14 protein-coding genes, 1 tRNA gene and 1 pseudogene are annotated in these 23,252 nt (G+C 71.0%); 11 read left to right on the top strand and 5 right to left on the bottom strand.

Annotated features, from left to right (window positions below; translation table 11 throughout):
- The first annotated feature begins 460 nt into the window (after positions 1 to 460).
- Genes ABZ823_RS10045 through sbnA form a run of 5 tightly spaced genes read left to right on the top strand, consistent with a single transcriptional unit; the run spans position 461 to position 9,521 of the window.
- On the top strand, positions 461 to 3,061 hold the full coding sequence (locus ABZ823_RS10045; protein WP_361656354.1) for a Pls/PosA family non-ribosomal peptide synthetase: 2,601 nt from the start codon (positions 461 to 463) through the stop codon (positions 3,059 to 3,061).
- A 13-nt stretch (positions 3,062 to 3,074) separates the two neighbouring features.
- A complete protein-coding gene (locus ABZ823_RS10040) occupies positions 3,075 to 6,338 on the top strand; it encodes an amino acid adenylation domain-containing protein (protein ID WP_361656351.1) in 3,264 nt (1,087 codons plus the stop codon).
- A gap of 45 nt (positions 6,339 to 6,383) precedes the next feature.
- The gene (locus tag ABZ823_RS10035; protein WP_361656348.1) at positions 6,384 to 7,388 is read left to right on the top strand and encodes a TauD/TfdA family dioxygenase; all 1,005 of its coding nucleotides are present in this window, start codon (positions 6,384 to 6,386) and stop codon (positions 7,386 to 7,388) included.
- Positions 7,385 to 8,455: a 2,3-diaminopropionate biosynthesis protein SbnB gene (sbnB, locus tag ABZ823_RS10030; RefSeq protein ID WP_361656345.1), complete on the top strand. Its 1,071-nt coding sequence runs from the start codon at positions 7,385 to 7,387 to the stop codon at positions 8,453 to 8,455. Before ABZ823_RS10035 ends, sbnB begins: the two co-directional genes overlap by 4 nt.
- A gap of 37 nt (positions 8,456 to 8,492) precedes the next feature.
- The gene (gene sbnA / locus ABZ823_RS10025; RefSeq protein ID WP_361656342.1) at positions 8,493 to 9,521 is read left to right on the top strand and encodes a 2,3-diaminopropionate biosynthesis protein SbnA; all 1,029 of its coding nucleotides are present in this window, start codon (positions 8,493 to 8,495) and stop codon (positions 9,519 to 9,521) included.
- A 140-nt stretch (positions 9,522 to 9,661) separates the two neighbouring features.
- Here sbnA and ABZ823_RS10020 read toward each other — a convergent pair whose 3' ends face one another.
- From ABZ823_RS10020 to ABZ823_RS10010, 3 genes are all read right to left on the bottom strand, one after another.
- Positions 9,662 to 11,401, bottom strand: a complete 1,740-nt coding sequence (locus ABZ823_RS10020; RefSeq protein WP_361656854.1) for an MFS transporter — start codon at positions 11,399 to 11,401, stop codon at positions 9,662 to 9,664.
- 98 nt (positions 11,402 to 11,499) lie between these two features.
- Positions 11,500 to 11,967: a MarR family transcriptional regulator gene (locus ABZ823_RS10015; protein WP_361656339.1), complete on the bottom strand. Its 468-nt coding sequence runs from the start codon at positions 11,965 to 11,967 to the stop codon at positions 11,500 to 11,502.
- A gap of 45 nt (positions 11,968 to 12,012) precedes the next feature.
- Positions 12,013 to 13,266 carry an MFS transporter gene (locus ABZ823_RS10010; protein ID WP_361656336.1) on the bottom strand — a complete coding sequence of 418 codons (1,254 nt, stop codon included), beginning with the start codon at positions 13,264 to 13,266 and terminating at the stop codon, positions 12,013 to 12,015.
- A 201-nt stretch (positions 13,267 to 13,467) separates the two neighbouring features.
- On the opposite strand from ABZ823_RS10010, the gene ABZ823_RS10005 reads away from it, so the two are divergent.
- The 5 genes and pseudogenes from ABZ823_RS10005 to ABZ823_RS09985 all read left to right on the top strand — a co-directional run.
- Positions 13,468 to 14,055: a hemerythrin domain-containing protein gene (locus tag ABZ823_RS10005; RefSeq protein ID WP_361656333.1), complete on the top strand. Its 588-nt coding sequence runs from the start codon at positions 13,468 to 13,470 to the stop codon at positions 14,053 to 14,055.
- 206 nt (positions 14,056 to 14,261) lie between these two features.
- Positions 14,262 to 14,927, top strand: a complete 666-nt coding sequence (locus tag ABZ823_RS10000) for a hypothetical protein (RefSeq protein WP_361656330.1) — start codon at positions 14,262 to 14,264, stop codon at positions 14,925 to 14,927.
- 57 nt (positions 14,928 to 14,984) lie between these two features.
- Positions 14,985 to 15,299: an ANTAR domain-containing protein gene (locus tag ABZ823_RS09995; RefSeq protein ID WP_361656328.1), complete on the top strand. Its 315-nt coding sequence runs from the start codon at positions 14,985 to 14,987 to the stop codon at positions 15,297 to 15,299.
- Positions 15,300 to 15,463: 164 nt separating this feature from the next.
- Positions 15,464 to 16,846: an L-seryl-tRNA(Sec) selenium transferase gene (gene selA / locus ABZ823_RS09990; protein WP_361656326.1), complete on the top strand. Its 1,383-nt coding sequence runs from the start codon at positions 15,464 to 15,466 to the stop codon at positions 16,844 to 16,846.
- Between the two features lie 4 nt (positions 16,847 to 16,850).
- A pseudogene (locus ABZ823_RS09985) lies at positions 16,851 to 18,551 on the top strand (GTP-binding protein); the annotation flags it as partial.
- An 83-nt stretch (positions 18,552 to 18,634) separates the two neighbouring features.
- Here the strand turns inward: ABZ823_RS09985 and ABZ823_RS09980 are convergent.
- Positions 18,635 to 18,727 (bottom strand) — tRNA-Sec (locus ABZ823_RS09980).
- Positions 18,728 to 18,908: 181 nt separating this feature from the next.
- Here ABZ823_RS09980 and selD point away from each other — a divergent pair.
- Entirely contained in the window at positions 18,909 to 19,931 is a 1,023-nt protein-coding gene (selD, locus tag ABZ823_RS09975; protein ID WP_361656323.1) for a selenide, water dikinase SelD, read from the top strand.
- 25 nt (positions 19,932 to 19,956) lie between these two features.
- Here selD and fdh read toward each other — a convergent pair whose 3' ends face one another.
- Positions 19,957 to 23,217, bottom strand: a complete 3,261-nt coding sequence (fdh, locus tag ABZ823_RS09970) for a formate dehydrogenase (protein ID WP_361656320.1) — start codon at positions 23,215 to 23,217, stop codon at positions 19,957 to 19,959.
- Positions 23,218 to 23,252: the final 35 nt, after the last annotated feature.

Here is a 23,252-nt window from a genome sequence, read left to right as displayed (position 1 = left end):
CCCAGCTTGTCGAGGATTCACCTATTGCGTCTGCATTCATGTGTCCGTAATAGCAGGACACCGTGCGGAAACAGTGTTCGGGAGGGGTGGTGCCGGTTGTTTTGACGCGTCTGGGTCATGCTGCTCCGTCGAGCACGTCGAAGCTCGAAAATTGCGGTGATGCGGCCGACCGGCGCGGGGATGATCCTCCATCCGGGTGCCTGCTTGTGGCTCGCCTCCCCGCTGTCGTGAGCCCAGGAATACCGGCCGGTTGAGCGATAGTGTCGAGTGGAAGAGATCGCTTCCGAGTGGCCGCCTGACCGTGACAGGCCGACACTGAAACGCACGGTTCGTGATCAGGCAGAAGGAGTGACACGGTCGCGTGACTTCCGGGATACCGGGATCGGCCCATGCCGGGCGCGAGGGTGTGGGCCTGGCTGTCGCAAGGCGATGGTGAGCGATATTTCCGCAAGGAGTTAGCATGGGAGAGAAGTCTGCCGAGGTCTTGATACCCGAGCCGGACGAACCTCCGAGCACCAGGCGAAGCAGCGCAGGCCCTCCGATCATGGAAACCGAGAGGAAACTCGCCGAAGTTCTGGCTGATGTCGTGTGTGTCGAACGTGTTTCGGCCGACAGTCACTTCTTCGAAGATCTCGGTGCCAATTCCTTGGTGATGGCGCAGTTCTGTGCCCGTGTCAGGAAGCGGTTGGACCTTCCCTCCGTGTCCATGAAGGACATCTATAGGAACCCCACGATCCGGCACCTGGCGGCGGCACTGGCGGAATCCATTCCCACGCATGTCGACGGACAGCCGCTGACGGCACGACCGGCCCAGCCGGCGGTCCCTGCTCAGATCACCCGCGCGAGCACAGCGAGTTATGTCCTGTGCGGAACGCTCCAGTTGCTGGTCTTCCTGACTTATTCCTTCGTCACCGGGGTCGTCGCTGTCCGCGGCTACGACTGGGTCTCCGGCGGGGCGGGGTCGGCCGGCATCTATGTCCGGTCGCTCCTGTTCGGCGGACTCGGCTTCGTCGCCTTGTGTGGGTTCCCTGTCGTGGCCAAGTGGATCCTCGTGGGGCGATGGAAAGCCCGTGAATTCCCCGTCTGGGGCCTGACGTATCTACGGTTCTGGATCGTCAAGGCCTTGCTGCATGCCAATCCGATGGTTTTCCTGGTCGGCAACCCGCTGTACGTGCTGTACCTGCGGGCACTCGGCGCACGGATCGGCAAGGGAGTCACGATTCTCTCCCGCTCCATCCCGGTCTGCACCGACCTGCTCACGATCGGCGACGGCACAGTCATCCGCAAGGACTCGTTCTTCCTGTGCTACCGGGCGCACGCCGGTCGTATCCAGACCGGCCGGGTCACCCTCGGCCGCGATGTGTACGTCGGTGAGAAGACCGTGCTCGACATCGACACGTCGATGGGTGACGGAGCGCAGCTCGGCCACGCGTCCTCCCTGTACCGGGGCCAGTCCATCCCGGAGGGGGAGCACCGGCACGGCTCGCCGGCGCAACCCACGGACCTCGACTACGTACGAGTCGAGCCGGTCGAGTGCGGCACGTGGCGCCGGGCCTGGTTCGGCGTCGCCACCCTGCTCCAGCTCTTCCTGCTCTACGTCCCACTGGCCGTCGGCGGTCTGTACATGGTGTTCGGCTTGGTTCCCGCGCTCGGCGAGCGCCTGGACCCGACTGACGCCGACTCCCTCTCGGAGCTCGTCGGCGACGCGCTGCTCATGTCCGTCGCGTTGTTTCTCGGCCTCATCGTCGTCGGCCTCGCCGGGCTGTTGACCGCACCCCGCCTGATGGGCCTGGTCATCAAGCCCGACAGGGTCTATCCGCTCTACGGCTTCCAGTACGCGGTGCAGCGGGCCACCGCCCTGATGACGAACATCAGGTTCTTCACCTGGCTCTTCGGCGACAGCTCCTACATCGTTATATATCTGAGGGGCCTCGGATACGACCTGACACAGGTGGAGCAGACCGGCTCCAACTTCGGCACCGAAGTAGTGCACGAGTTCCCGTACACGGTGTCCGTCGGCAGGGGCACGATGGTGGCCGACGGTCTCTCCATCATCAACGCGGACTTCTCGAGCACATCCTTCCGGGTGTCCCGGGCGTCGATCGGGGCGCACAACTTCCTCGGCAACAACATCGCCTTTCCCGCGGGAGCCAGGACGGGCGACAACTGCCTGCTCGCGACCAAGGTGATGGTGCCCCTCGACGGCGAGATCCGTGAGGGCGTCGGGCTGCTGGGTTCGCCGTGCTTCGAGATCCCCCGGTCGGTCGAACGCGACTCGCGGTTCGACCACCTCAGGACGGGCGACGAACGGCGTAGCCATCTCACCCGGAAGAACCGTTACAACCTGCGGTCCATGACCCTGTTCCTCGGCCTCCGGTGGCTGCACACCTTCGTCCTCACGGCGCTCGGTCTCGCCTCCCTCAGTCTGTACGGAAGCCTGGGGTACATCGTGATAGCCGGATATCTGGCCTTCACTCTCGGATTCACCGCCGTCTACTACGCCTTGGTGGAGCGCTGCATCGCGTGGTTCCAGAGGCTGAGCCCCCAGCTGTGCTCCATCTACGACCCGTACTTCTGGTGGCACGAACGCCTGTGGAAGGTGCCGGACCGGCATCTGATGGTGTTCAACGGAACCCCCTTCAAGAACCTGGCCTGGCGGCTGCTCGGCGTGCGCATCGGCCGCAGGGTCTTCGACGACGGCTGCTATCTCACCGAGCGGACGCTCACCGCCATCGGAGACGACTGCACCCTCAACGTCGGGAGCAAGATCCAGTGTCACTCCCAGGAGGACGGCACCTTCAAGTCCGACCGCACCACGCTCGGTGCCGGCTGCACCCTCGGGGTCGCGGCACATGTCCACTACGGCGTCACCGTGGGGGACGGCGCCGAACTGGCACCCGACTCCTTCCTCATGAAGGGCGAGGAAGTTCCCCCGTACGCGCGGTGGGGAGGCAACCCCGCCGCGGAGAACCCGGACGCCCCCGGCCAACCCTTCGGCGTGGTTCCGGCAACGACGACAGCGACGTCCCCGGCACCCGGTGCCGCGCCGACGGTGAATTGAGGAAGGCCCTGCGATGGAAGCGCATGTGAATGCGGACCGCGAGTTCTGGAGCCGTCTGCTGTCCGCCGGTGGCTTCACCGCGATCCCCCGGTGGGCGCCCGAGCCGGTCGCGGGTCTCGCCGTGCACGAGACGGTGGTACCGGGCGACACGGCGCAGGCGGTGCACGCGCTGGCGGGGGAGTTGAGGGTACCGGTCAGCGCGGTCCTGCTGGCCGCGCACGCCAAGGTGCTGGCCGCGCTGACCGGTGAGCAGGACGTGGTGACGGGCTACGCCACCGGGGCGGACAGCGGCCCGCTGCCGTGCCGGCTGACCGTCGCTTCCCCGACCTGGCGTGACCTGGTCTCGAACGCCCATCGCAGCGCGGAGGAGCTGCTCGCACACCGAACGTTCCCGGTGGAGGAACTGCGCCGGGAGCTGGGCGTGGCCGGGCCGTCGTACGAGGTCGTCCTCGACCCGGAGGGGACCGGGAGCGCGCTCGCCGACACCACGGTGCTGGCGGTGGACTGGGACGACCGGGGCGGACGGACGCTGCTGCGACTGCGCTGTCGCACGGAGGCACTGGATGCCGACTGCGCGGCCCGCATCGGCGGCTACCACCTCACCGCGCTCAGGCTGATGACGGCCGACGCGAACGCGGAGCACGCTCGGCAGAGCCTGCTGTCGGCGGAGGAACTGCGGCATCAGCTCGAGGGGCTGGCCGGGCCCCGGCGGACACTGCCGGATCAGCGGGTGCACGAGCTGTTCGAGCAGCAGGTGCGGGCCCACCCCGAGGCGGTGGCCGCGGTGCACGGCGACCGCACCTGGACGTACCGGGAGCTCAACGCCCGTGCGAACCGGCTGGCAAGGGCGCTGCTGGCCCGAGATCTCAGCCGCGAGGGCGTCGTCGGCGTGGTCACCGAGCGCAACCTCGACTGGCTGGCCGCGGTGCTCGCGGTGTTCAAGGCAGGGGGCGTGTATCTGCCGATCGAACCGCGATTCCCGGCCGGCCGGATCGAGGCGACGCTGTCGCGTTCAGGGTGCCGGCTGGTGCTCACCGAGTCCGGCAGCACACACACCCTCGACAAGGCCCTGGCCATGCTGCCCGACATCGAGAGGCTGCCGGTCGAGACGGCGTACGCGGAACAGCGCGCCGACACCGATCTCGCGGTGAAGGTCACACCCGACCAGCTCGCCTACATCTACTTCACCTCCGGCTCCACCGGCGAGCCGAAGGGCGCGATGTGCGAACACGCGGGCATGCTCAACCACCTCTACGCCAAGATCGACGACCTGGGTATCGGCGAGGGGCGCGTGGTGGCGCAGACGGCCCCGCAGTGCTTCGACATCTCACTGTGGCAGCTGCTCGCCGCGCTGCTGGTGGGCGGGCGGACCCTGCTGGTCCGGCAGGACGTGATCGTGGACGTCGAGCAGTTCGTCGACACACTGGCCCGCGGCCGGGTCGGTGTGGTGCAGGTCGTGCCCTCCTACCTGGAAGTGGTGGTGTCGTATCTGGAGCAGAACCCCCGCGAACTGCCCGATCTGACGTGTGTGTCCGTGACGGGCGAGGCGCTGAAACGGGAGCTGGTCCAGCGCTGGTTCACGATCCAGCCGGGGATCAAGCTGATCAACGCCTACGGGCTGACCGAGACCTCCGACGACACCAACCACGAGGTCATGGACCGGGTACCGGAACGGGTGCTCCTGGGACGGGCCGTCAACAACGTACGCGTCCATGTCGTCGACGAGCAGCTGTCACTGGTGCCGCTGGGCGCCCCGGGCCTGATCGCGTTCTCCGGGGTCTGCGTGGGCCGAGGGTACGTCAACGACCCCGAACGGACCCGTGAGGCCTACCGGGACGATCCGTACCGGCCGGGTGAACGGCTCTACCTGGGCGGTGACTGGGGACGCTGGCACCCGGGCGGCAAGCTGGAGTTCCTCGGCCGCCGGGACAACCAGGTCAAGATCCGCGGCTTCCGTATCGAGATCGGCGAGATCGAGAACAACCTGCTCAGAGTGCCCGGGGTGCGGGACGGCGCGGTGGTCGTCGCGGAGCTGGCCGGCCGCAGCGCGCACCTGATCGCGTTCTACACCGGCCGGTGCCAGCCCGCGGACGCGCTGCGCCAGGTGCTGAACACCGTGCTGCCCGCCTATATGGTCCCCTCGGCCTTCCACTGGCAGCAGAGCCTGCCGCTGACCGCCAACGGCAAGATCGACCGGAAGGCCCTGACCGCGCTCGCCGAACAGACCGCCGCGGCCGCGGAAGCCGGCCCCGCCGGGAAGCACTTCGAGGCACCGCGCACCTCCTCCGAACGGAAGCTCGCGGCGGCCTGGGCCGAGCTGCTGGGCGTCCCCCAGGACCATATCGGCCGGCAGGACCACTTCTTCGACGCCGGCGGCACCTCGCTGTCGGCGGTGAAACTCACCATCGCCCTGGGCCGGGCCGTGTCCCTGAAGGACATCACCCGTCACCCGGTCCTCGCGGACCTCGCCGTGCTGCTCGACGGCGCGGCCCAGCGGCGCCAGGAGCTGCTCCAGCCGCTGTCCGGACCCGGCGCCGCGTCGGACTGCGCCCTGGTGTGCTTCCCCTACGCGGGCGGCAACGCGGTCAACTTCCAGCCGATGGCCGGCGCCCTGGCGGGCAGCGGGACCGCGGTCTACGCCGTCGACCTGCCCGGTCACGACCTCGCCGCCCAGAACGAGCCGTTCGCGTCGATCACGCAGGTGGTGGAGCGGGTCATCGCCGAGATCACCGGACGTGGCCTCACCAGGGTCATGCTCTGGGGGCACTCCTCGGGCGCCGCCCCGGCGCTCGAGACGGCGAGGAAGCTCCAGGAGGCCGGGCTGGAGGTCCCGCGGGTGTTCCTCGGCGCCCAGTTGCCCGGCACCGCCGCCGACCGGCGCGCGGCCATCGCCGAGCTGACGCAGAGGAGCAACACCGAGATCGCCGCGCGGCTCACCGCCGACAGCGGCTACACCGAGCTGGGGGAGCTGAGCGCCCAGCACGCCGAACACGTCGGTGCCGCCTACCGGCACGACTGCCTGTCCGCACACCGCTACTTCGCCGACGCCCTGGAACGCCCGCCCACGGTGAAGCTGTCCGCGCCGGTCACCGTGGTCGTGGCCGACGACGACCCGCACACGCCCGGGGCGCGCGACCGATACCGCGACTGGCAGCTCCTGGCCGACCGCGTCGACCTGCACGAACTCGCCGAAGGCGGCCACTACTTCCCACGCACCAGACCAGCCGAGGCGGCACGGGCCGTCCTGAGTGCAGCCGAATTGCTGACCTCCTCCTGAAAAGCCTCTCCGAGTCTGCCAAGGGCCAATCGAAAGGAAACCGCGATGTCCTCCTCATCACCGGCATCACTGCTCGAGGTGGAGCTGCTGCCGGACGGACCCCCGATCCTGCACGTCGACACACCCGGCGACGCGGCCGGCTGGGCCGCCGGACACCGTGACGCGCTGCGCGCACAGGTCACCGAGCACGGGGCGCTCCTCGTCCGCGGCCTGGGACTGCGGGAGACGGATCAGGCCGGCGCCGTCTTCGCGGCGCTCGCCGGTGGTCTGATGACGGAGAGGGAGGCCTTCGCCCCCCGGAAGAGCCACGGCCCGGGCCTGTATTCCTCCGCGGCCTGGCCGAACAACCAGCCGATGTGTATGCACCATGAACTGAGCTACACGCTGGAGGTTCCCGGCCTGATGCTGTTCGCGTGCCTGAGCGCGCCCGGCCAGGGCGGCGCGACGGCCGTCGCCGACGCGGAGCGAGTGCTCCAGGCGCTGCCCGCCACGCTGAGCGAACGCTTCGAACGCGAGGGCTGGCTGCTCACTCGTAGCTACAACGACGAGATCGGGGCGTCCCTGGAGGAGTCGTTCGGCACGGACGACCACGCGGCCGTCGAGCGCTACTGCCGTACCCACGCCATCGACTTCGCCTGGCAGCCCGACGGGTCGCTCCGCACGCGGCAGCGCCGCGCCGCCGTGGTGCGGCACCCGAAGACCGGCCGGCGCTGCTGGTTCAACCAGATCGCCTTCCTCAACGAGTGGACGCTGGCCCCGGACGTGCGCGAGTACCTGGTGGACGAATACGGCGAGGACGGACTGCCGTTCAACACCCGCTTCGGTGACGACAGCCCCATCGGCGAGGACGTCGTCCAGCTCATCAACAGCACGTACGAGGAACACACCCGACGCGAGCCGTGGCAGCCCGGAGACCTGATGCTCGTCGACAACATCCGCACCGCACACAGCCGCGAGGCCTTCACCGGAGAGCGTCAGGTGCTGGTCGGCATGGCCGAACCGCAGCGTCTCCCCGACAGCGGCCCCACTCCGGAGGTGAGTTCGCGATGACCACCCTGCCGTCCCCCGCCACCCAGCCGGCCCCGCCGCCAGGTGCCTCCCCACCCACCTTCGCGGTGATCTCCGGTGCCCAGGTCCACCAAGTACTCTCCGGACGCGAGAGACAGATCGTGGAACTGGTCGAGACCACCTACCGATTGCACGGCGCGGGGGAATCGGTCAACCCGCCCTCGTACTTCCTGCGCTTCCCCGACCGTCCGACGGCCCGCATCATCGCCCTGCCGGCCTCCGTCGGCGGGTCCGTACGGGTCGACGGCCTGAAATGGATCTCCAGTTTCCCGGCCAATGTGTCAGCCGGACTGCCCAGAGCCTCCGCGGTCCTGATCCTCAACGACCCGGAGACCGGCTACCCGCTGGCCTGCCTGGAAAGCTCCATCATCAGCGCCACCAGAACCGCGGCATCCGCCGCGCTGGCAGCGGACTGGCTCAGTCGCACCCGGCCCCGCCCCACCCGAGTGGGATTCTTCGGCGCGGGTCTGATCGCCCGGTACATCCACTCCTTCCTCGTGGGCACAGGCTGGGCGTTCGACACGATCGGTGTGCACGACCTCTCCGCCGACAGCGCCGCCGGCTTCTGCGGCTATCTGCGGCAGTCCCCGACCTCCGGACAGGTCACCGTCCACGACCGTGCCGAGGACCTGATCCGCTCCAGCGACCTGGTGGTCTTCGCCACCGTCGCCGGCACACCCCATGTCACCGACCCGGCATGGTTCAACCACAACCCGCTGGTCCTGCATGTGTCGCTGCGCGACCTCGACCCCCGGATCCTGCTCGCCTCGGCCAACTACGTGGACGACGTCGAGCACTGTCTGAAGGCCGACACGTCGCCGCACCTCGCGGAGCAGGCCACCGGCAATCGCGACTTCCTGGACGGCACCCTCAACGACGTCATGACCGGACAGGCGACCCCGCCCGCCGACCGAACGGTGATCTTCTCGCCCTTCGGGCTCGGCGTCCTCGACCTCGCCGTCGGCAAGTACGTCTACGACGAAGCCGCCCGGGCCGGACACCTCCATCTCATCGACGACTTCTTCCACGAGCTGCGCCGGTACGGCTGATGGCGCCTTGCCTCAGCCCTGGCACCAGGAGGCCACCGTGCCCGTGATAACCGTTCCTCACGCCTTCAACGAAAGCCAGCTGTACGTCGACCTCGAGCCGATCTTCGGGCAGTCCCTCTACCTGAAGTGCGAGGGCTTCAATTTCGCGGGCTCGATCAAGCTGAAGGCCGCGACCGAGATGGTGGAGACCGCCGAATGGGAGGGGGTCCTGAAGCCGGACTCGATCCTCGTCGAGTCCTCGTCCGGAAACCTGGGCGTGGCGCTGAGCATGATCGCCGCCAGCAAGGGCTATCAGTTCCTGTGCGTCACGGACTCCCGCTGCAACCTCTCGACCCGCCTCCTGATGGAGGCACTGGGCAGCCAGGTCCACATCGTGGCCGACCTGGACGCCAACGGCGGCTTCCTCGGCGCGCGGATCGACTACGTACGCGAGCTGTGCGCCTCCGACGACCGGTACGTGTGGCTCGGCCAGTACACCAATCCGGGCAACTGGCGGGCGCACTACCGGACCACGGCACCGGAGATCGTCGACCAGTTCCCGGAGCTGGACGTGCTGTTCATCGGGGCGGGCACCACCGGGACCCTGATGGGCTGTGCGCGCTACTTCCGTGAGTGGCACAGGCCCGTCCTGATCGTCGCTGTGGACAGCGTCGGCTCGGTGGCCTTCGGCGGCAAGCCCGGCCGCCGGATGATACCCGGGCTGGGCATGAGCATGCGCCCGCCGCTGCTGGACGAGTCCTTCGTGGACGAGGTGATGCGGGTCGAGGAGGCGTCCACCATCCGTGCCTGCCATCGCCTGGCCAGGCACGGGTTCCTGTTCGGCGGCTCCACCGGGACGGTGGTCAGCGGCGCGATGGACTGGCTGACCCGCCATGACACGCGCGGTCTTACCGCCGTGGCCATCGCCCCGGACCTCGGCGAGCGCTATCTCGACACCATCTACCAGACCAACTGGCTGGAGGCCCTGTACGGCGACCGGATTCTCCTCGACCCCGAGGAGCTCGCGAAAGATCCCCGAGGAGGCGAGCCCACGTCGCGGGCGTCGCGCCGACGCCCGGACAACTAGGGGGTTTCGCTCTGGCCGGTGGTCAGGGCGCCAGGCGCGGGGGCCGAACAGCCGGTCCATGGACGACCCGAGCGGGGGACAGGACGCGCCCGGACCACGGACGGGACGGCCCCGAGCGGGCCCCCGCCGCACCCGAGCGATCACGAGGAGGGTGCGTTGTGCCGTTCCTGCGGATCCTTGCCGAGGGCGGCGGTGGACGGCCCGTCCTGGGGCATGCGTTGCCCCGGGGGACGGTGCCCGCCGCGCAGGGCCGAGGCGAGCGCGGAGACCAGGGCCATGCCCGCGGCGACACCGAAGACGATGGTCAGCCCGTGGTGGAACGGCTCGGAGACCAGCCGTGGGAAGAAGCCGTGGCCGGTCAGGGCGGCACGTTGGGCCGCCGAGAGGTGGGCGAGTGTCCCGCCGGAGGTGAGCAGGTGCTCGATGGGGTTGTTGCCGAGGAACGTGGCGAACAGCGTACTGACCGGTGGCAGTGACGCCGCGTGCGCGGCCGCGTCGGCCGGGACGCCGTGCGCCGTCAGCCCGGCCCGCAGGGCCGGGGGCAGCGACGAGGCCAGTCCGGAGACCATCAGCGAGAAGAACACGCCGATGGACAAGGCGGTGCCCGAGTTCTGGAACGTCGAGCGCATGCCCGAAGCGACGCCCCGGTACTCCGGCGGCACGCTGCCCATGATCGACGAGGTGTTCGGCGAGGAGAACATGCCCTGGCCGAGCCCGTTGAGCAGCAGCAGCGCCGCGAACGATTCGTAGCCGAAATCGACCGGCAGGGTGAGCAGCCCCAGGAAAGACCCCGCCACGACGACCAGACCCGCGGTGGAGAACACACGGGCGCCGAACCGGTCCGACAGATAACCGGACAGGGGACCCGCGATCAGGAAGCCCAGCGTCAGGGGCAGCATGAAGATGCCCGCCCACAGCGGGGTGTCCTCGAACGCGTATCCGTGCAGGGGCAGCCATATGCCCTGCAACCAGATGATGAGCATGAACTGAAGCCCGCCGCGCGCGATCGCGGTCAGCAGGGCGGCCAGATTGCCCGCGGCGAACGCCCGCACCTTGAACAGGGCCAGATGGAACATGGGCTCGGCGACCCTCGTCTCCCCGTAGCAGAAGAGCAGCAGCAGGGCGCCGCCGCCGAACAGCCCGGCGAGCACCCAGGGGTTGCCCCAGCCGGTGGCGCTGGAACCGTAGGGCTGGATGCCGTAGGTGATCCCTGCGAGCAGGATCCCCGCGCCTCCCGCGAAGGTGAGGTTGCCCAGCCAGTCGATGCGGCCTCGGCGGCCGGCCGCGGTCTCACGCAGACTCAGATACGACCAGATCGTGCCGGTGACGCTGACCGGGACGCTCACCCAGAACACGGCCCGCCAGTCGACGGCGGCGAGCAGGCCGCCGGCCAGAAGGCCGAGGAACTGGCCGGCGAGCGCGGTGATCTGGTTGATGCCGAGGGCCATCCCGCGTTGCCGGGCGGGAAACGCGTCGGTGAGGATGGCGGCCGAGTTGGCGGTGAGCATGGAGCCGCCGAACGCCTGCACGACCCGCCACAGGATCAGCCACAGGGCTCCCGCGCCCGCGCGGAGGGGGTCCAGGGACAGCGCCACGGACGCGCAGGCGAAGATGAGGAAGCCGAGGTTGTAGATCCTGACCCGGCCGTACATGTCGCCGAGCCGGCCGAGGACGACGACGAGCACGGCCGACACCAGCAGATAGCCCAGGATCATCCAGAGCAGATAGCCGATGTTGCCGGGCGCGAGCGGATCGAGGCCGATCCCGCGGAAGATCGCGGGCAGCGAGATGATCACGATGGAGGCGTCCATCGTCGCGATCAGTACGCCGAGGGTGGTGTTGGACAGGGCGACCCACTTGTAGCCCGGTCCCGTAGGCAGGTCCCGTCGTCGCGTGGAGCGCGGGGCACGGACGGCGGACGGCCCGCCGCTCACCGCGCGGTGCCCGTGCCGGCCGCCGGTGCCGGGGGCGCCAGCGCTCACAGCCGTGCCGCCAGTCGGTCGAGAAGGGGCAGGGCCGCGGCGAGCGTTTCGCGCTCCTGCGCCGTGAACTCCTCCAGGACGGCGGAGAGGCGGTGCACGGACTCGGAGTGCCGCTCCGCGAGCATCGTCCGTCCCTCCTCGGTGATCGCCACCACGGCCCGCCGTCCGTCGGTCGCATCGGGCGTACGACGCACCAGCCCGCGCTGTTCGAGCACGGCCAGCGTGCTCGCCATCGCCTGCGGCCGTACGCGCTCCAGATCGGCCAGGGATCCCGGAGACCCGGGCCCATCGGCCGCGAGGCGCGCGAGCACCGACACCCCGGAGAGCGATACGTCCCCGACGGCGTGCGCCTGACGCAGCCGCCGGGTCATCCGCCCCACGGCCAGCCGTAGAGCCGAGGCCAGGCGGGTGGTGTCCTCCGCGACGGCGTGGCGATCGGGACTTGTGCCTTTGTCCACCTTCACAGGTAATAACACTAGGTTGATCAGCCTGAGCTGTTCAACCAAATGTTAGTAATCGCCGGGCCCCTGTCGGGTGATCCGGTACACGTCCGGGACGCAGAGGTTGAGGGCGACGGCGGCGGCGATGAGGGCGGCACAGCCCAGCAGCACCGTCCGGGTGTCCCACATCCGGGCGGCCAGGGCGGTGACGAGGTAGCCGAGGGGGATGGCAAGGCGCTCCCCGACGCTGTTGAACGCGCTCATGCGCCCTTGTTCGGCCTGCGGCACAAGCTGCTGGAAGGCGGTGGTCCAGGCGACGATCGCGATGTCGAGTCCGATCCCCGCGAGTAGCGCGGCCGGCAGCACCGCGGACAGCGGCAGGTCCACTCCCATGGCCACGAGAGGAAGGGTGAGCGCCGAGCCCGCCGCGACCGCCACGGTCAGCACACGGCGGGGTTTCCAGCGCAGGCACACCAACGTCCCGGACAGCAGCCCGCCCGCGAAGGCCGCCTGGACGAGCCCCCAGTCGCGGGCCCCGGCGTAGAGGCGCGCGGCCACCAGGGGGCCGAGCAGCTGGAAGCCGGCCAGCCAGGCGGCGACCAGGACGGTCCCGGCGGCCGTGTACGTCCACAGCCAGGTGCGCGACCGGAAGCCGGCCCACCCCTCGCGCAGACTGCTCAGTGCGCTGCCGGCGGCCAGGGGAGCGTCGAGGCGCAGGCCGAGGAGCAGCATGGCCGCGACGGCGAAGGTGAGGGCGTCCCAGGCGAGGGCCCAGGCGGGGCCGGCCGCCGCCACGACGAGTCCGCCGACGACGGGGCCCAGTACCTTGACCGCGTTGCCCGGCAGCCGGAGCAGCGCGTTGGCCTGCTGGAGGTGTTCCGGCGGCACGATCTGGCCGACGGCGCCCTGTGCGGCGGGCTGGATGAAGGCCGCCGCGATTCCCGAGACCAAGCCGCAGAGGGCGATGGACGTCGTCGTCGCCCGGCCGCCGGCCACGGTCGCGGCCAGAGTGCCCTGCGCGGCGGCCGCCAGCAGATTGCCGAGGAAGAGGATCCGGCTTCGCGACAGCCGGTCCGCGAGGACACCGCCCGCGACCAGGAAGAGGATCGTGGGGACCGTGTTCAGAGCGAGCACCAGGCCGAGGGCGCCGGCTCCCGCGCCCTGCCCGATCACGGAGTAGGCCAGCGCGAGGGGCGCCATCGCCGATCCGGTGGCCGACACGAGGACGGCCAGACCGAAGCGCCGGAACGCCGGGGCTCGCAAGGGCGTGAAGCGTGGCGTCGATAAGCCCGCGTCGGTCGTCATGGTCTCGTCGGTCGTCATGTTCTCCCTCGTCCTCGGGCTCTTGTGCTCGGCGAGGTGAGCACCCTAGTACAGTGCGAGGAGGTAGGCGCGAGGGCCCTCGGGCCGGAACCGCCGAGGGTCTCTTATCCCCCTTCGTCTCCTTCGTGCCGTTTGTGCGAATCTGTCTGGGTTACCCGCCCCGGTGAAGCCGACGGCCGACATGGAGAGGAGGGCGCTGCCGTGAGCAACGCGACGACGGAACGCGAGGAGGCGGCGCGGCTGCCGGAGGGCGACGTGATCCGCATCCTGCTGGAGGAGCACGCCCGGATCCGTGACCTGTTCACGGAGGTCAAGGGTGCACAGGGCGAGGAGAAGAAGCGGATCTTCGACGAGCTGAGGGCTCTGCTGGCGGTCCACGAGACCGGCGAGGAGCTGATCCTGCGCCCCGCGGCGAAGAAGACCGCCGGAGAGGCCGAGGCCGAGGCCCGCAACCATGAGGAGGAAGCGGCCAACAAGGTCCTCGCCGATCTGGAGAAGATGGACGTCAGCGACCCCGAGTTCGACGCTGCGCTCGCCCGCTTCGAGCGGTCCGTGATCGAACACGCCGAGCACGAGGAGCAGGAGGAGTTCCCCGCCGTGCGTCAGGGCTGCGACGAGGACCAGCTCAAGAGCATGGGTACCCGGCTGCGGTTGGCCGAGAAGATGGCACCGACCCATCCGCACCCGGCCGTGGCGGGATCACCCACCGCCCAGCGGCTCATCGGGCCCTTCGCCGCCATGGTCGACCGGGTGAAGGACGCCCTCACCCGATCCGGAGGCCGTGCCTGAGACGGCGAAAGCCGGCCGTGCGGGGAAGGGGCGCCGTGAACGAGCAGCCCGCCCGCCGCCCGCCGAGAAGGCATCGGCTACGCGAACCTGACGCGACCGGCCACCGGCCACCGGCCGGCCGCAACGGCCGGGCCGTCGCCCCTGAGATGAGAGGCGGAAGGCACGGTCGGAGCGGACCGGCCGACCCGCCGTCACACCGCGCAACGATGGCGATCTTCCGTGCGCACGCTCGGCGCCGCCGGAACCGGCTGCGCCTCGACGGCTGGATCGCGGGGATCGGTACGTCGTCCGGCGCCCGCGTGGTGGTGGGGCACTGGGAACGAACGCCGTTCGGGCCCTTCAGCGACGTGATGCTCGAGCGCCGGGACGGGCACCGCCTCCTTCTGGCCCCCACCGCGCAGACGGCACGCTTCATCGCCGGCACCTACACCTTCGACGAGGTACGGGTGGCGCCCGTCGGGGTGGATGCACGCGGGGGAGCCTGGACGGTCACCGCCTCGTCCCTGCGTCTGTCCTTCACCCTGGGCCACCGGGGTGCCGTGGGATGGCTGCTCAGGGCCGTGCCCGGGCCGCTCGCCGCCCGGCCCGCCTGGGCAGCGGCGGTGGCCCTGCCGGCGCGGCTGCTGCTGGGCGCGCGGACCTGTGGCAGCGCGGGCCGCGACCGGTACGAGTGGTACGGGGCGAAGGACCTGCACCCCGTCTCCACCGCCACGGTCCGCTATGAGGGCGAGGACCTGGGCTCCCTCGCCCCGGTCGAGCCCCCCGTGCGGTTCGGGTTCGGATCGACCCCGCGCGGGCCCTGCCTGGTACGCGTCACCACCACGGTGGCCATGGGGAACGAACCCGCCCTGACCTGCCTTGCCCATCCGTGAACAAGCCTGGCGCAAGTCCGAGTCGTGCTCCGAGGCCTCCTGCGGGAAAGTGGAACGGTGACAGCGGGCGCGACGGATCCGGCCCAGGAGTGCGAGCGGCTGCTGGTGGAGAACCGGCAGCTGAAGCGCGCTGTGGATGCGCACGCCCTGGTCGACCAGGCGATCGGCGCCGTGGTCGTCCTGGGGCGGATCCCGCCGGACGAAGCCTGGGGGGTGCTGCGGGACGTCTCGCAGCACACGAACACCAGGCTGCGTGTCGTCGCCGCACACGTCCTCGAGTTCGCCCAGGGCGGCGATCTGCCGCAGTCGGAACTGGACGAGTTCAGACGGGCCCTGGACCGCGGCAGGATCGGCTCCCGCACAGACCCCTGAGCCCCGCCGTAGTTGTCGAGTCGGACGCCCGGTACACCCCCGCCCCGGCCGCCGCCGGGCGGCGGGGGTGTGCCGTACCGGCGTGTCGAACGGTCGGCCGCGGGCACTGGGAGACGATGGGTTTTCCCGGACAGCCTTGAGTGGGGCGGAGAGGGAGGGGCTGCATGGAGCGGCAGGTCGCAGCGGACGGGACCGGACAGCGGACCGGGTCGGCCCCGTACGGCGCCGTCGGATCGTCACGGCGCCGCGACACCACCGATGCGCGACGCCGGATTCCGCGCACCGACGACGTACTGCGGGATCCCCGGCTGACCCAGGCCGCGCGTCGGCTGGGACCGCGCGTGGTGAAGGAGGCGGTCCGGCAGGCGCAGGAGCAGGCCCGCAACGGCGGTATCCCGCCGGAGCAGGTGGGGGACACCGCAGCCGCCCTGCTGCCCGCCACGGCCGGCGGGCTCCGGGCGGTGATCAACGCCACCGGTGTCGTGCTGCACACCAACCTCGGCCGGGCGCCGCTGTCGGCGGCCGCCCGGCAGGCGGTGCAGGAGGCCGCCGGGCCGACGGACGTCGAACTCGACCTGAGAACCGGCGTACGCGCCCGCCGCGGACGCACGGCCCTGCGGGCCCTCCACGACCGCGTCCCGTCCGCCGCCGCCGCGCACGTCGTCAACAACGGTGCCGCCGCGCTGGTCCTCGCCGCCACCGCGCTGGCCGTCGGCAAGGACATCGTCATAAGCCGGGGGGAGATGGTGGAGATCGGGGACGGGTTCCGGCTCCCTGACCTCCTCGTCTCCACCGGAGCCCGGCTGCGCGAGGTCGGCACCACCAACCGTACGACCGTCGCCGACTACGCCGCCGCGATCGGCCCGGAGACCGCCTTCGTGCTGAAGGTGCATCCCTCGAACTTCCGCATCACCGGATTCACCCGCACCGCCGGGACCGGTGAACTGGCCCAGCTGGGCGTCCCCGTGGTCGTCGACATCGGCTCCGGCCTGCCGGCGCCGCACCCGTTGCTGCCCGAGGAGCCCGATGCCGACACCCAGTTGCGCGCCGGTGCCTCACTCGTCACCGCGAGCGGCGACAAACTCCTGGGCGGACCGCAGTGCGGACTGCTCCTCGGGGACGCGGAGTTGGTGCGCACCCTGGCCCGCCATCCCCTGGCCCGCGCCCTGCGGGTGGACAAGCTGACGCTGGCCGCCCTGGAGGCGACCCTCACCGGGCCGCAGACCCCGACCGAGGCCGCTCTGGCCGCCGACCCGGCACACCTCATGGACCGCGCCCTCCGGCTCGTCGATGTGCTGGGGGCCGACGGCATCGACGTGCGGGCCGTCGAGAGCGCCGCGACCGTCGGGGGCGGCGGCGCGCCCGGTGTCACCCTGCCCAGCGCGGCCCTGTCCCTGCCGGAATCCTTCGCCGCCCCGCTGCGCACCGGACCCGTCCCCGTGGTCGGGCGTCTGGAGGCGGGACGCTGCCTGCTCGACCTCAGGGCGGTGCCGCAGGAGGACGACGAGCGGCTCGCCGACGCCGTACGGTCGGCCGCGAGGAGGTAGCGCCATGCGGGTCCTGGCCACCGCCGGGCATGTCGACCACGGCAAGTCCGCCCTGGTACGGGCGCTCACCGGGATGGAACCCGACCGCTTCGAGGAGGAACGCCGCAGGGGGCTCACCCTCGACCTCGGCTTCGTGTGGACCCGGCTCGGCCCGGACGGGGAGCACCTCGCCTTCGTGGACGTGCCGGGCCATGAGAAGTTCGTCGCGACCATGCTCGCCGGCGTGGGCCCCGTGCCCGCCGTACTGTTCGTGGTGGCCGCCGACCAGGGATGGCAGCCGCAGTCGCAGGAGCACCTGGCGATCCTCGACGCACTCGGGGTGCGGCACGCCGTGCTCGCGGTCACCCGCAGCGACCTGGCGGATCCCGAACCCGTGCGGGCCGACGCCCTGGAACGCATGGCCCGCACCTCGCTCGGCACGGTGCCGTCCGTCGCCGTGAGCGCCGTGACCGGCGCCGGACTGGACGGGCTGCGCACCGAGCTGACCCGGCTGGCCGGCACGCTGCCCGACCCGCCCGCCGACACGGACACACGGCTCTGGCTCGACCGCGCCTTCACGGTACGCGGCCACGGCACCGTGGTGACCGGAACGCTCGGAGCGGGCACCCTGCGGGTCGGTGACCGCCTGGTCACGGGGGACGGCTCGGCGGTGCTGCGGGTGCGCGGGCTGCAGTGCCTGCACGAGGAGCGGACCGCGGTCAATGGCGTGGCGCGGGTGGCCGTCAACGTGCACGGCTCCGCGGACGGCGCCCTGCGGCGGGGGCAGGCGCTGCTGGCCCCGGACCGCTGGCTGCTCACCGGCCTGATCGACGTCCGTGTCGTGGGCGAGCCCGTCGGCGACCTGCCCCGCGAGGTCGCCCTCCACATCGGCACGGCCGCCGTCCCCGTGACCGTCCGGCCCCTGGGCGAGGACACCGCGCGGCTGACCCTGAGCCGCGGGCTTCCCCTGCGCGTCGGCGACCGCGCGGTGCTGCGGGAACCGGGCGGCCGGCGCCCGCCCTGCGGCGTGACCGTGCTGGACGTGCGCCCGCCACGGCTGACCCGGCGGGGCGCGGGCCGGGCCAGGGCGGCGGAGCTCGCCGGCATGACCGGCCGCCCGGACGGCCCCGGGGAGCTGAGGCGGCGCAGACTCGTCCGCCGCTCCGAGCTGTTGGCGATGGGCGTGCCGGCGCCGACCGCGCCCGTCGCGGGGGACTGGCTCGTGGACGAAGTCCACTGGGCGGGGTTGCGTGAGCGGCTCGCCACCGAGGTCGAACGGTACGCACGGCAGCACCCGTTGGAGCCCGGCCTGCCGGCCGAGGCGGCCCGACACCTGCTCGGCCTGCCCGACAGATCGCTGGTGGACGCCCTCGCCGGGACGCCGGGGACCACCGAACTGACGTGGCGGCAGGGCCGGTTGTACGGCCCCGGCAGCACCCGGCCGACACTTCCGCCGCCCGTCGCGGCGGCTGTCGACGCCGTACGGCGCGACCTTGCGCTGACGCCGTTCCGTGCCCCGGAGGCGGACCGTCTCAGGGAACTGGGCCTCACCCGCAAGGCGGTCGCCGCCGCGGTCTCCGCCGGGGCACTGCTGGCGGTGACGGACGGCATCGTTCTGCTGCCCGGAGCGGACGCCCGGGCCGCCGCCGTCCTGCGTCGACTGCCCCAGCCGTTCACGCTCAGCGAGGCCCGGCGAGCCCTGGACACCACACGGAGGGTGGCCGTGCCACTGCTGGAGTTCCTGGACGCCAGGGGGTACACGCAACGGGTGGACGACCAGCGTCGCCGCTGCCGGCCCGGCACGGAGAGCGGAGGCGGACGGGAATCGAACCCGCCTGCCCGAGATCCTCGGACACCTCGGTTTTGAAGACCGGGAGGGCCACCAGGCACCCACACGCCTCCACCGCCCGCCAGGCTACCGGAACTCCTCGCCGCCTCGGCACCGGCCACACCCCATGCCCGGGCGGGGCGTTCGACCCCGTGCGAAAGGACGGCGGCACGTTCGACGGCGCCGCAGTTCGGTACCCAACGCGCGGCGCACAGACGTGCGGCCGTGACCCACACCCGACGGAGGACGCCCGACATGACCTCGACGCGTGAGACACCCGTACGCCTCACCCAGTTCGCGCACGGCGGAGGGTGCGCCTGCAAGATCCCGCCCGGTGAGCTGGAGGACGTGGTCGGCGCGCTGGCGGTACCACCGGCCGCGGGCGGCACCACGCTCCTCGTCGGGCCGGCCACCGGCGACGACGCCGCCGTCGTGACGTTGCCCGCCACCGTGGCCACCACCGCGCCGGCGGTGGTGGCCACGGCCGACTTCTTCACCCCCGTGGTCGACGACCCGTACGACTGGGGGCGTATCGCCGCGGCCAACGCCCTGTCCGACGTGTACGCGATGGGCGGCCGTCCGGTGGTCGCCGTCAACCTCCTTGCGTGGCCCCGCGACGTGCTGCCCCTCGACCTGGCCCGGGAGGTGCTGCGCGGCGGACTGGACGTCGCGGCGGAGGCCGGCTGCCACGTGGGCGGCGGCCACAGCGTGGACGACCCCGAACCCAAGTACGGCATGGCCGTCACCGGCCTCGCCGATCCTTCCCGGCTGCTGCGCAACGACTCCGGCCGGCCCGGCCTGCCGCTGTCCCTGACCAAGCCCCTCGGGCTGGGCGTTCTCAACAACCGGCACAAGGCCACCGGCGAGCGGTTCGAGCAGGCGGTCGCCACCATGGTGACCCTCAACCGGGACGCGGCCGCCGCGGCCCTGGACGCGGGCGCTTGCTGCGCCACGGACGTGACCGGCTTCGGCCTCCTCGGTCATCTGCACAAGCTGGCGCGGGCGTCCGGCGTGACCGCCGTGATCGACACGGCCGCCGTGCCGTACCTCGACGGGGCACGGGAGGCCGTACGCGACGGTTACGTCAGCGGCGGTACCAGGCGCAACCTGGAGTGGGTCACGCCGTTCACGGACTTCGGGGACACGGACACCGACACCCGGCTGCTCCTCGCCGACGCCCAGACCTCGGGCGGCCTGCTCGTGGCGGGGGAGGTGCCCGGCGCGCCCGTGGTCGGCGAACTCGTCCCCCGCGGACCGTACTCGATCGTGCTGAGGTGAGGGCCGCGGCCCGGCCGCCACTGGATCACGGCTCGGTACCGGTGTGGTCGTCGATGCCGGCCCGCGCCTGGTAGACGCGCACCAGCTCCACGGCGGCCGGGCCCCTCGGGCGGCGCCCCGGCCGGATGTCGACGGCGAACGCCTTGGTCTCCTGGATATGCGTGTTGGGGTCCAGGGCCATGTGCACCAGCTCGTTGGCCGCGTCGCCCCGGCTGTAACCGTTCGGCCCCCAGTGGTAGGGCAGGCCGACCTGGTGGAGGGCGCGCCCGTGCACGGTCAGGGGCGGCACCCGGTCGGTGACGAGCACCCGTGCCTCGATCACGTTGCGGGCACTGACGATCGTCGCCCAGCCGGTGTGCTCGAGCCCGCGCTCGGCCGCGAGTTCGGGGGACACCTCGCAGAAGAACTCCGGTTGCAGCTCGGCCAGGTAGGGCTGCCAGCGGGACATGCCGCCCGCGGTGTGGTGCTCGGTGAGCCGGTAGGTGGTGGCCACGTACGGGAACACCTCCGCTCCCGGCTCGTCGCCGCTGGGCTGGTAGCGGTTGTCGGGGTGCGGGGACAGCAGCTGCCGCACCGGGTTGCGCTGCTGCTCGTACAGCAGGTTGGGGAACGGCGAGTCCTGCGGCTCGTAATGCGCCGGCAGCGGCCCGTCGGTCAGCCCGGAGGGCACATACAGCCAGGCCTTGCCGTCGGCCTGCATGATGAACGGGTCGGCGCCCGAGAGGGCCTCCGCCCCGGTCGCGTCCGGCGGCGGCCGGTGGTAGGGGGACTTGTTGCCGGCGAAGTCGGGGATGTCGTGGCCGACCCACTTGGCCTGGTCCTCGTCCCACCACACCAGTGCCTTGCGCTCGCTCCAGGGCTTGCCGTCCGGGTCGGCCGAGGCCCGGTTGTACAGGATGCGGCGGTTGGCCGGCCAGGCCCAGCCCCACTCGTTCGCCACCCAGTTCTGCTGCTTGCCCGGCTTGCGGCGGGCCGCCTGGTTGACGCCGTCCGCGTAGACACCGCAGTAGATCCAGCAGCCGCAGGCCGTGGAACCGTCGGACTCCAGCTGCTCGTAGGAGCTCAGCGGGTTCCCCTCGGCGTCGTAGCCGTTGACCTCGGCGAGGACCGCCTCCGCCTCCGGCTCGGCGTGCTCGCCCTTCGTGGGGTAGTCCCAAGTGAGGTCGAGCACCGGGCGGTCCATCTCGTCGGTCGACCCGGCGAGCTTCCGGCGGATGATCCGGCCGAGGTGGAAGGCGAACCACAGGTCGCTGCGGGCCTCGCCGGGCGGCTCGACGGCCGCGTGATGCCATTGCAGCAGTCGCTGGGTGTTGGTGAAGCTGCCGTCCTTCTCCGTGTGCGCGGCGGCCGGCAGGAAGAACACCTCGGTGCGGATGTCCTCGGTGCGCAGCTCGCCCGTCTCGATCTCCGGCCCGTTCTTCCACCAGGTGGCGGACTCGATCAGGGAGAAGTCCCGTACGACGAGCCAGTCCAGGTTGGCCATGCCGAGGCGCTGCATCTTGGCGTTGGCCGAGCCGACCGCGGGGTTCTCACCGACCAGGAAATAGCCCTTGCACGTGCCGTCGAGCTGCGCCATCACCGTGTCGTAGGTGGAGTGACTGCCTGTCAGGCGCGGCAGGTAGTCGAAGCAGAAGTCGTTGTCGGGGGTGGCGGCTTCCCCCCAGTACGCCTTGAGCAGGCTCACGAGGTACGAGCGCATGTTGCCCCAGTAGCCCTTGTGGGCCGCCTCGGCGTTCACGAAGGCGTCCAGGTCCTCGTTCTTGTGCGCGTGCGGCATCGGGATGTAGCCGGGCAGCAGGTTGAACAGGGTCGGGATGTCGGTCGAGCCCTGGATGGAGGCGTGCCCGCGCAGGGCCAGGATGCCGCCGCCCGGACGGCCGATGTTGCCGAGCAGGCTCTGCAGGACCGCGGCCGCGCGGATGTACTGCACGCCCACCGTGTGCTGGGTCCAGCCGACCGCGTAGGCGAAGGCGGTGGTCCGCTCTCGCCCGGAGTTCTCCGTGACGAGTTCGCAGACCTGGCGGAAGAGGTCCTGCGGCACGCCGCAGATCTTCTCCACCATCTCGGGCGTGTAGCGATCGTAGTGCCGCTTGAGGACCTGGAAGACGCAGCGGGGGTGGGTCAGCGTCTCGTCTCGTTCGGGCTCGCCCTCACCGATGACGGCGCCGCCGGCGCCGTGGGCCTCGCCGCGGGCCGCCTCGGTCACCGACCTGCGGCTCTCGGCGCGCTTCTTGTACTCCTGGTCGCGTTCGCCGGAGGCCGCCTGCACCTCCGTGCCCTCGTACTGCCAGCTGGTGTTGTCGTAGCTGCGGGTGTCGGGGTCCAGACCGGAGAAGACGCCGGCGAGGTCCTCGGTGTCGCGGAAGTCCTCCCGCAGGATGACAGGCCCGTTGGTGTAGGCCACGACGTAGTCGCGGAAGTACTTGTCGTTGCGCAGGACGTAGTTGATGATCCCGCCGAGGAAGGCGATGTCCGAGCCCGCGCGCAGCGGCACGTGCACATCGGCCAGCGCGCTGGTGCGGGTGAACCGCGGATCGACGTGGATCACCTTCGCTCCGCGGGCCTTGGCCTCCATCACCCACTGGAACCCGACCGGGTGACACTCGGCCATGTTCGAGCCCTGGATGACGATGCAGTCGGAGTTCTGGAGGTCCTGCTGGAAGGTGGTCGCACCGCCGCGGCCGAACGAGGTTCCCAGACTGGGAACCGTGGAGGAGTGTCAAACGCGTGCCTGGTTCTCGATCTGAATGGCGCCCAGGGCGGTGAACAGCTTCTTGAGCAGGTAGTTCTCTTCGTTGTCGAGCGTCGCCCCGCCGAGGCTCGCGATACCGAGGGTGCGCCGGGTGCGGGTGCTGTCGACCTCCCACTCCCACCCGGCGCGGCGCGCCGCGATCACCCGGTCGGCGATCATGTCCATGGCCGTGTCGAGGTCGAGGCGCTCCCAGTCGGTGCCGTGCGGGCGCCGGTACAGCACATGGTGCTCGCGGGCGTCACCCGTGGTCAGCTGGAGGCTCGCCGCGCCCTTGGGGCACAGGCGGCCGCGGGAGATGGGGGAGTCGGGGTCACCCTCGATCTGGGTAACCCGCTCGTCCTGCACGTAGACGTTCTGGCCGCATCCGACGGCGCAGTACGGGCAGACCGACTTCACCACCCGGTCCGCGGTGGCGGTCCGGGGGGCGAGCCGTGCGCTGGCTCCGCTCTTGGCCGCGGCGCCCCGGCCCAGGGGGTCCGTGCCCGTCAGCTGGCGGTAGACCGGCCAGGAGTCGATCCATGTGCGTACGCCCATGTCCGCCCTTTCCGTGGTGCCCGTTCGGTGGTCCT

The sequence above is a fragment of the Streptomyces sp. NPDC047079 genome (genome assembly GCF_040643755.1).
GTDB lineage: Bacteria > Actinomycetota > Actinomycetes > Streptomycetales > Streptomycetaceae > Streptomyces.
This window is presented reverse-complemented; position numbering and strand designations above follow the sequence as displayed.

Excerpts from the sequence above, each read along its gene's own strand:
- ABZ823_RS10010 (WP_361656336.1), bottom strand. The coding sequence starts at position 13,266 with ATGACGACCGACGAGACCATGACGACCGACGCGGGCTTATCGACGCCA.
- ABZ823_RS10035 (WP_361656348.1), top strand. The coding sequence starts at position 6,384 with ATGTCCTCCTCATCACCGGCATCACTGCTCGAGGTGGAGCTGCTGCCG.
- ABZ823_RS10045 (WP_361656354.1), top strand. The coding sequence starts at position 461 with ATGGGAGAGAAGTCTGCCGAGGTCTTGATACCCGAGCCGGACGAACCT.
- ABZ823_RS10040 (WP_361656351.1), top strand. The coding sequence starts at position 3,075 with ATGGAAGCGCATGTGAATGCGGACCGCGAGTTCTGGAGCCGTCTGCTG.
- ABZ823_RS10000 (WP_361656330.1), top strand. The coding sequence starts at position 14,262 with ATGGCGATCTTCCGTGCGCACGCTCGGCGCCGCCGGAACCGGCTGCGC.
- selA (WP_361656326.1), top strand. The coding sequence starts at position 15,464 with ATGGAGCGGCAGGTCGCAGCGGACGGGACCGGACAGCGGACCGGGTCG.
- selD (WP_361656323.1), top strand. The coding sequence starts at position 18,909 with ATGACCTCGACGCGTGAGACACCCGTACGCCTCACCCAGTTCGCGCAC.
- sbnB (WP_361656345.1), top strand. The coding sequence starts at position 7,385 with ATGACCACCCTGCCGTCCCCCGCCACCCAGCCGGCCCCGCCGCCAGGT.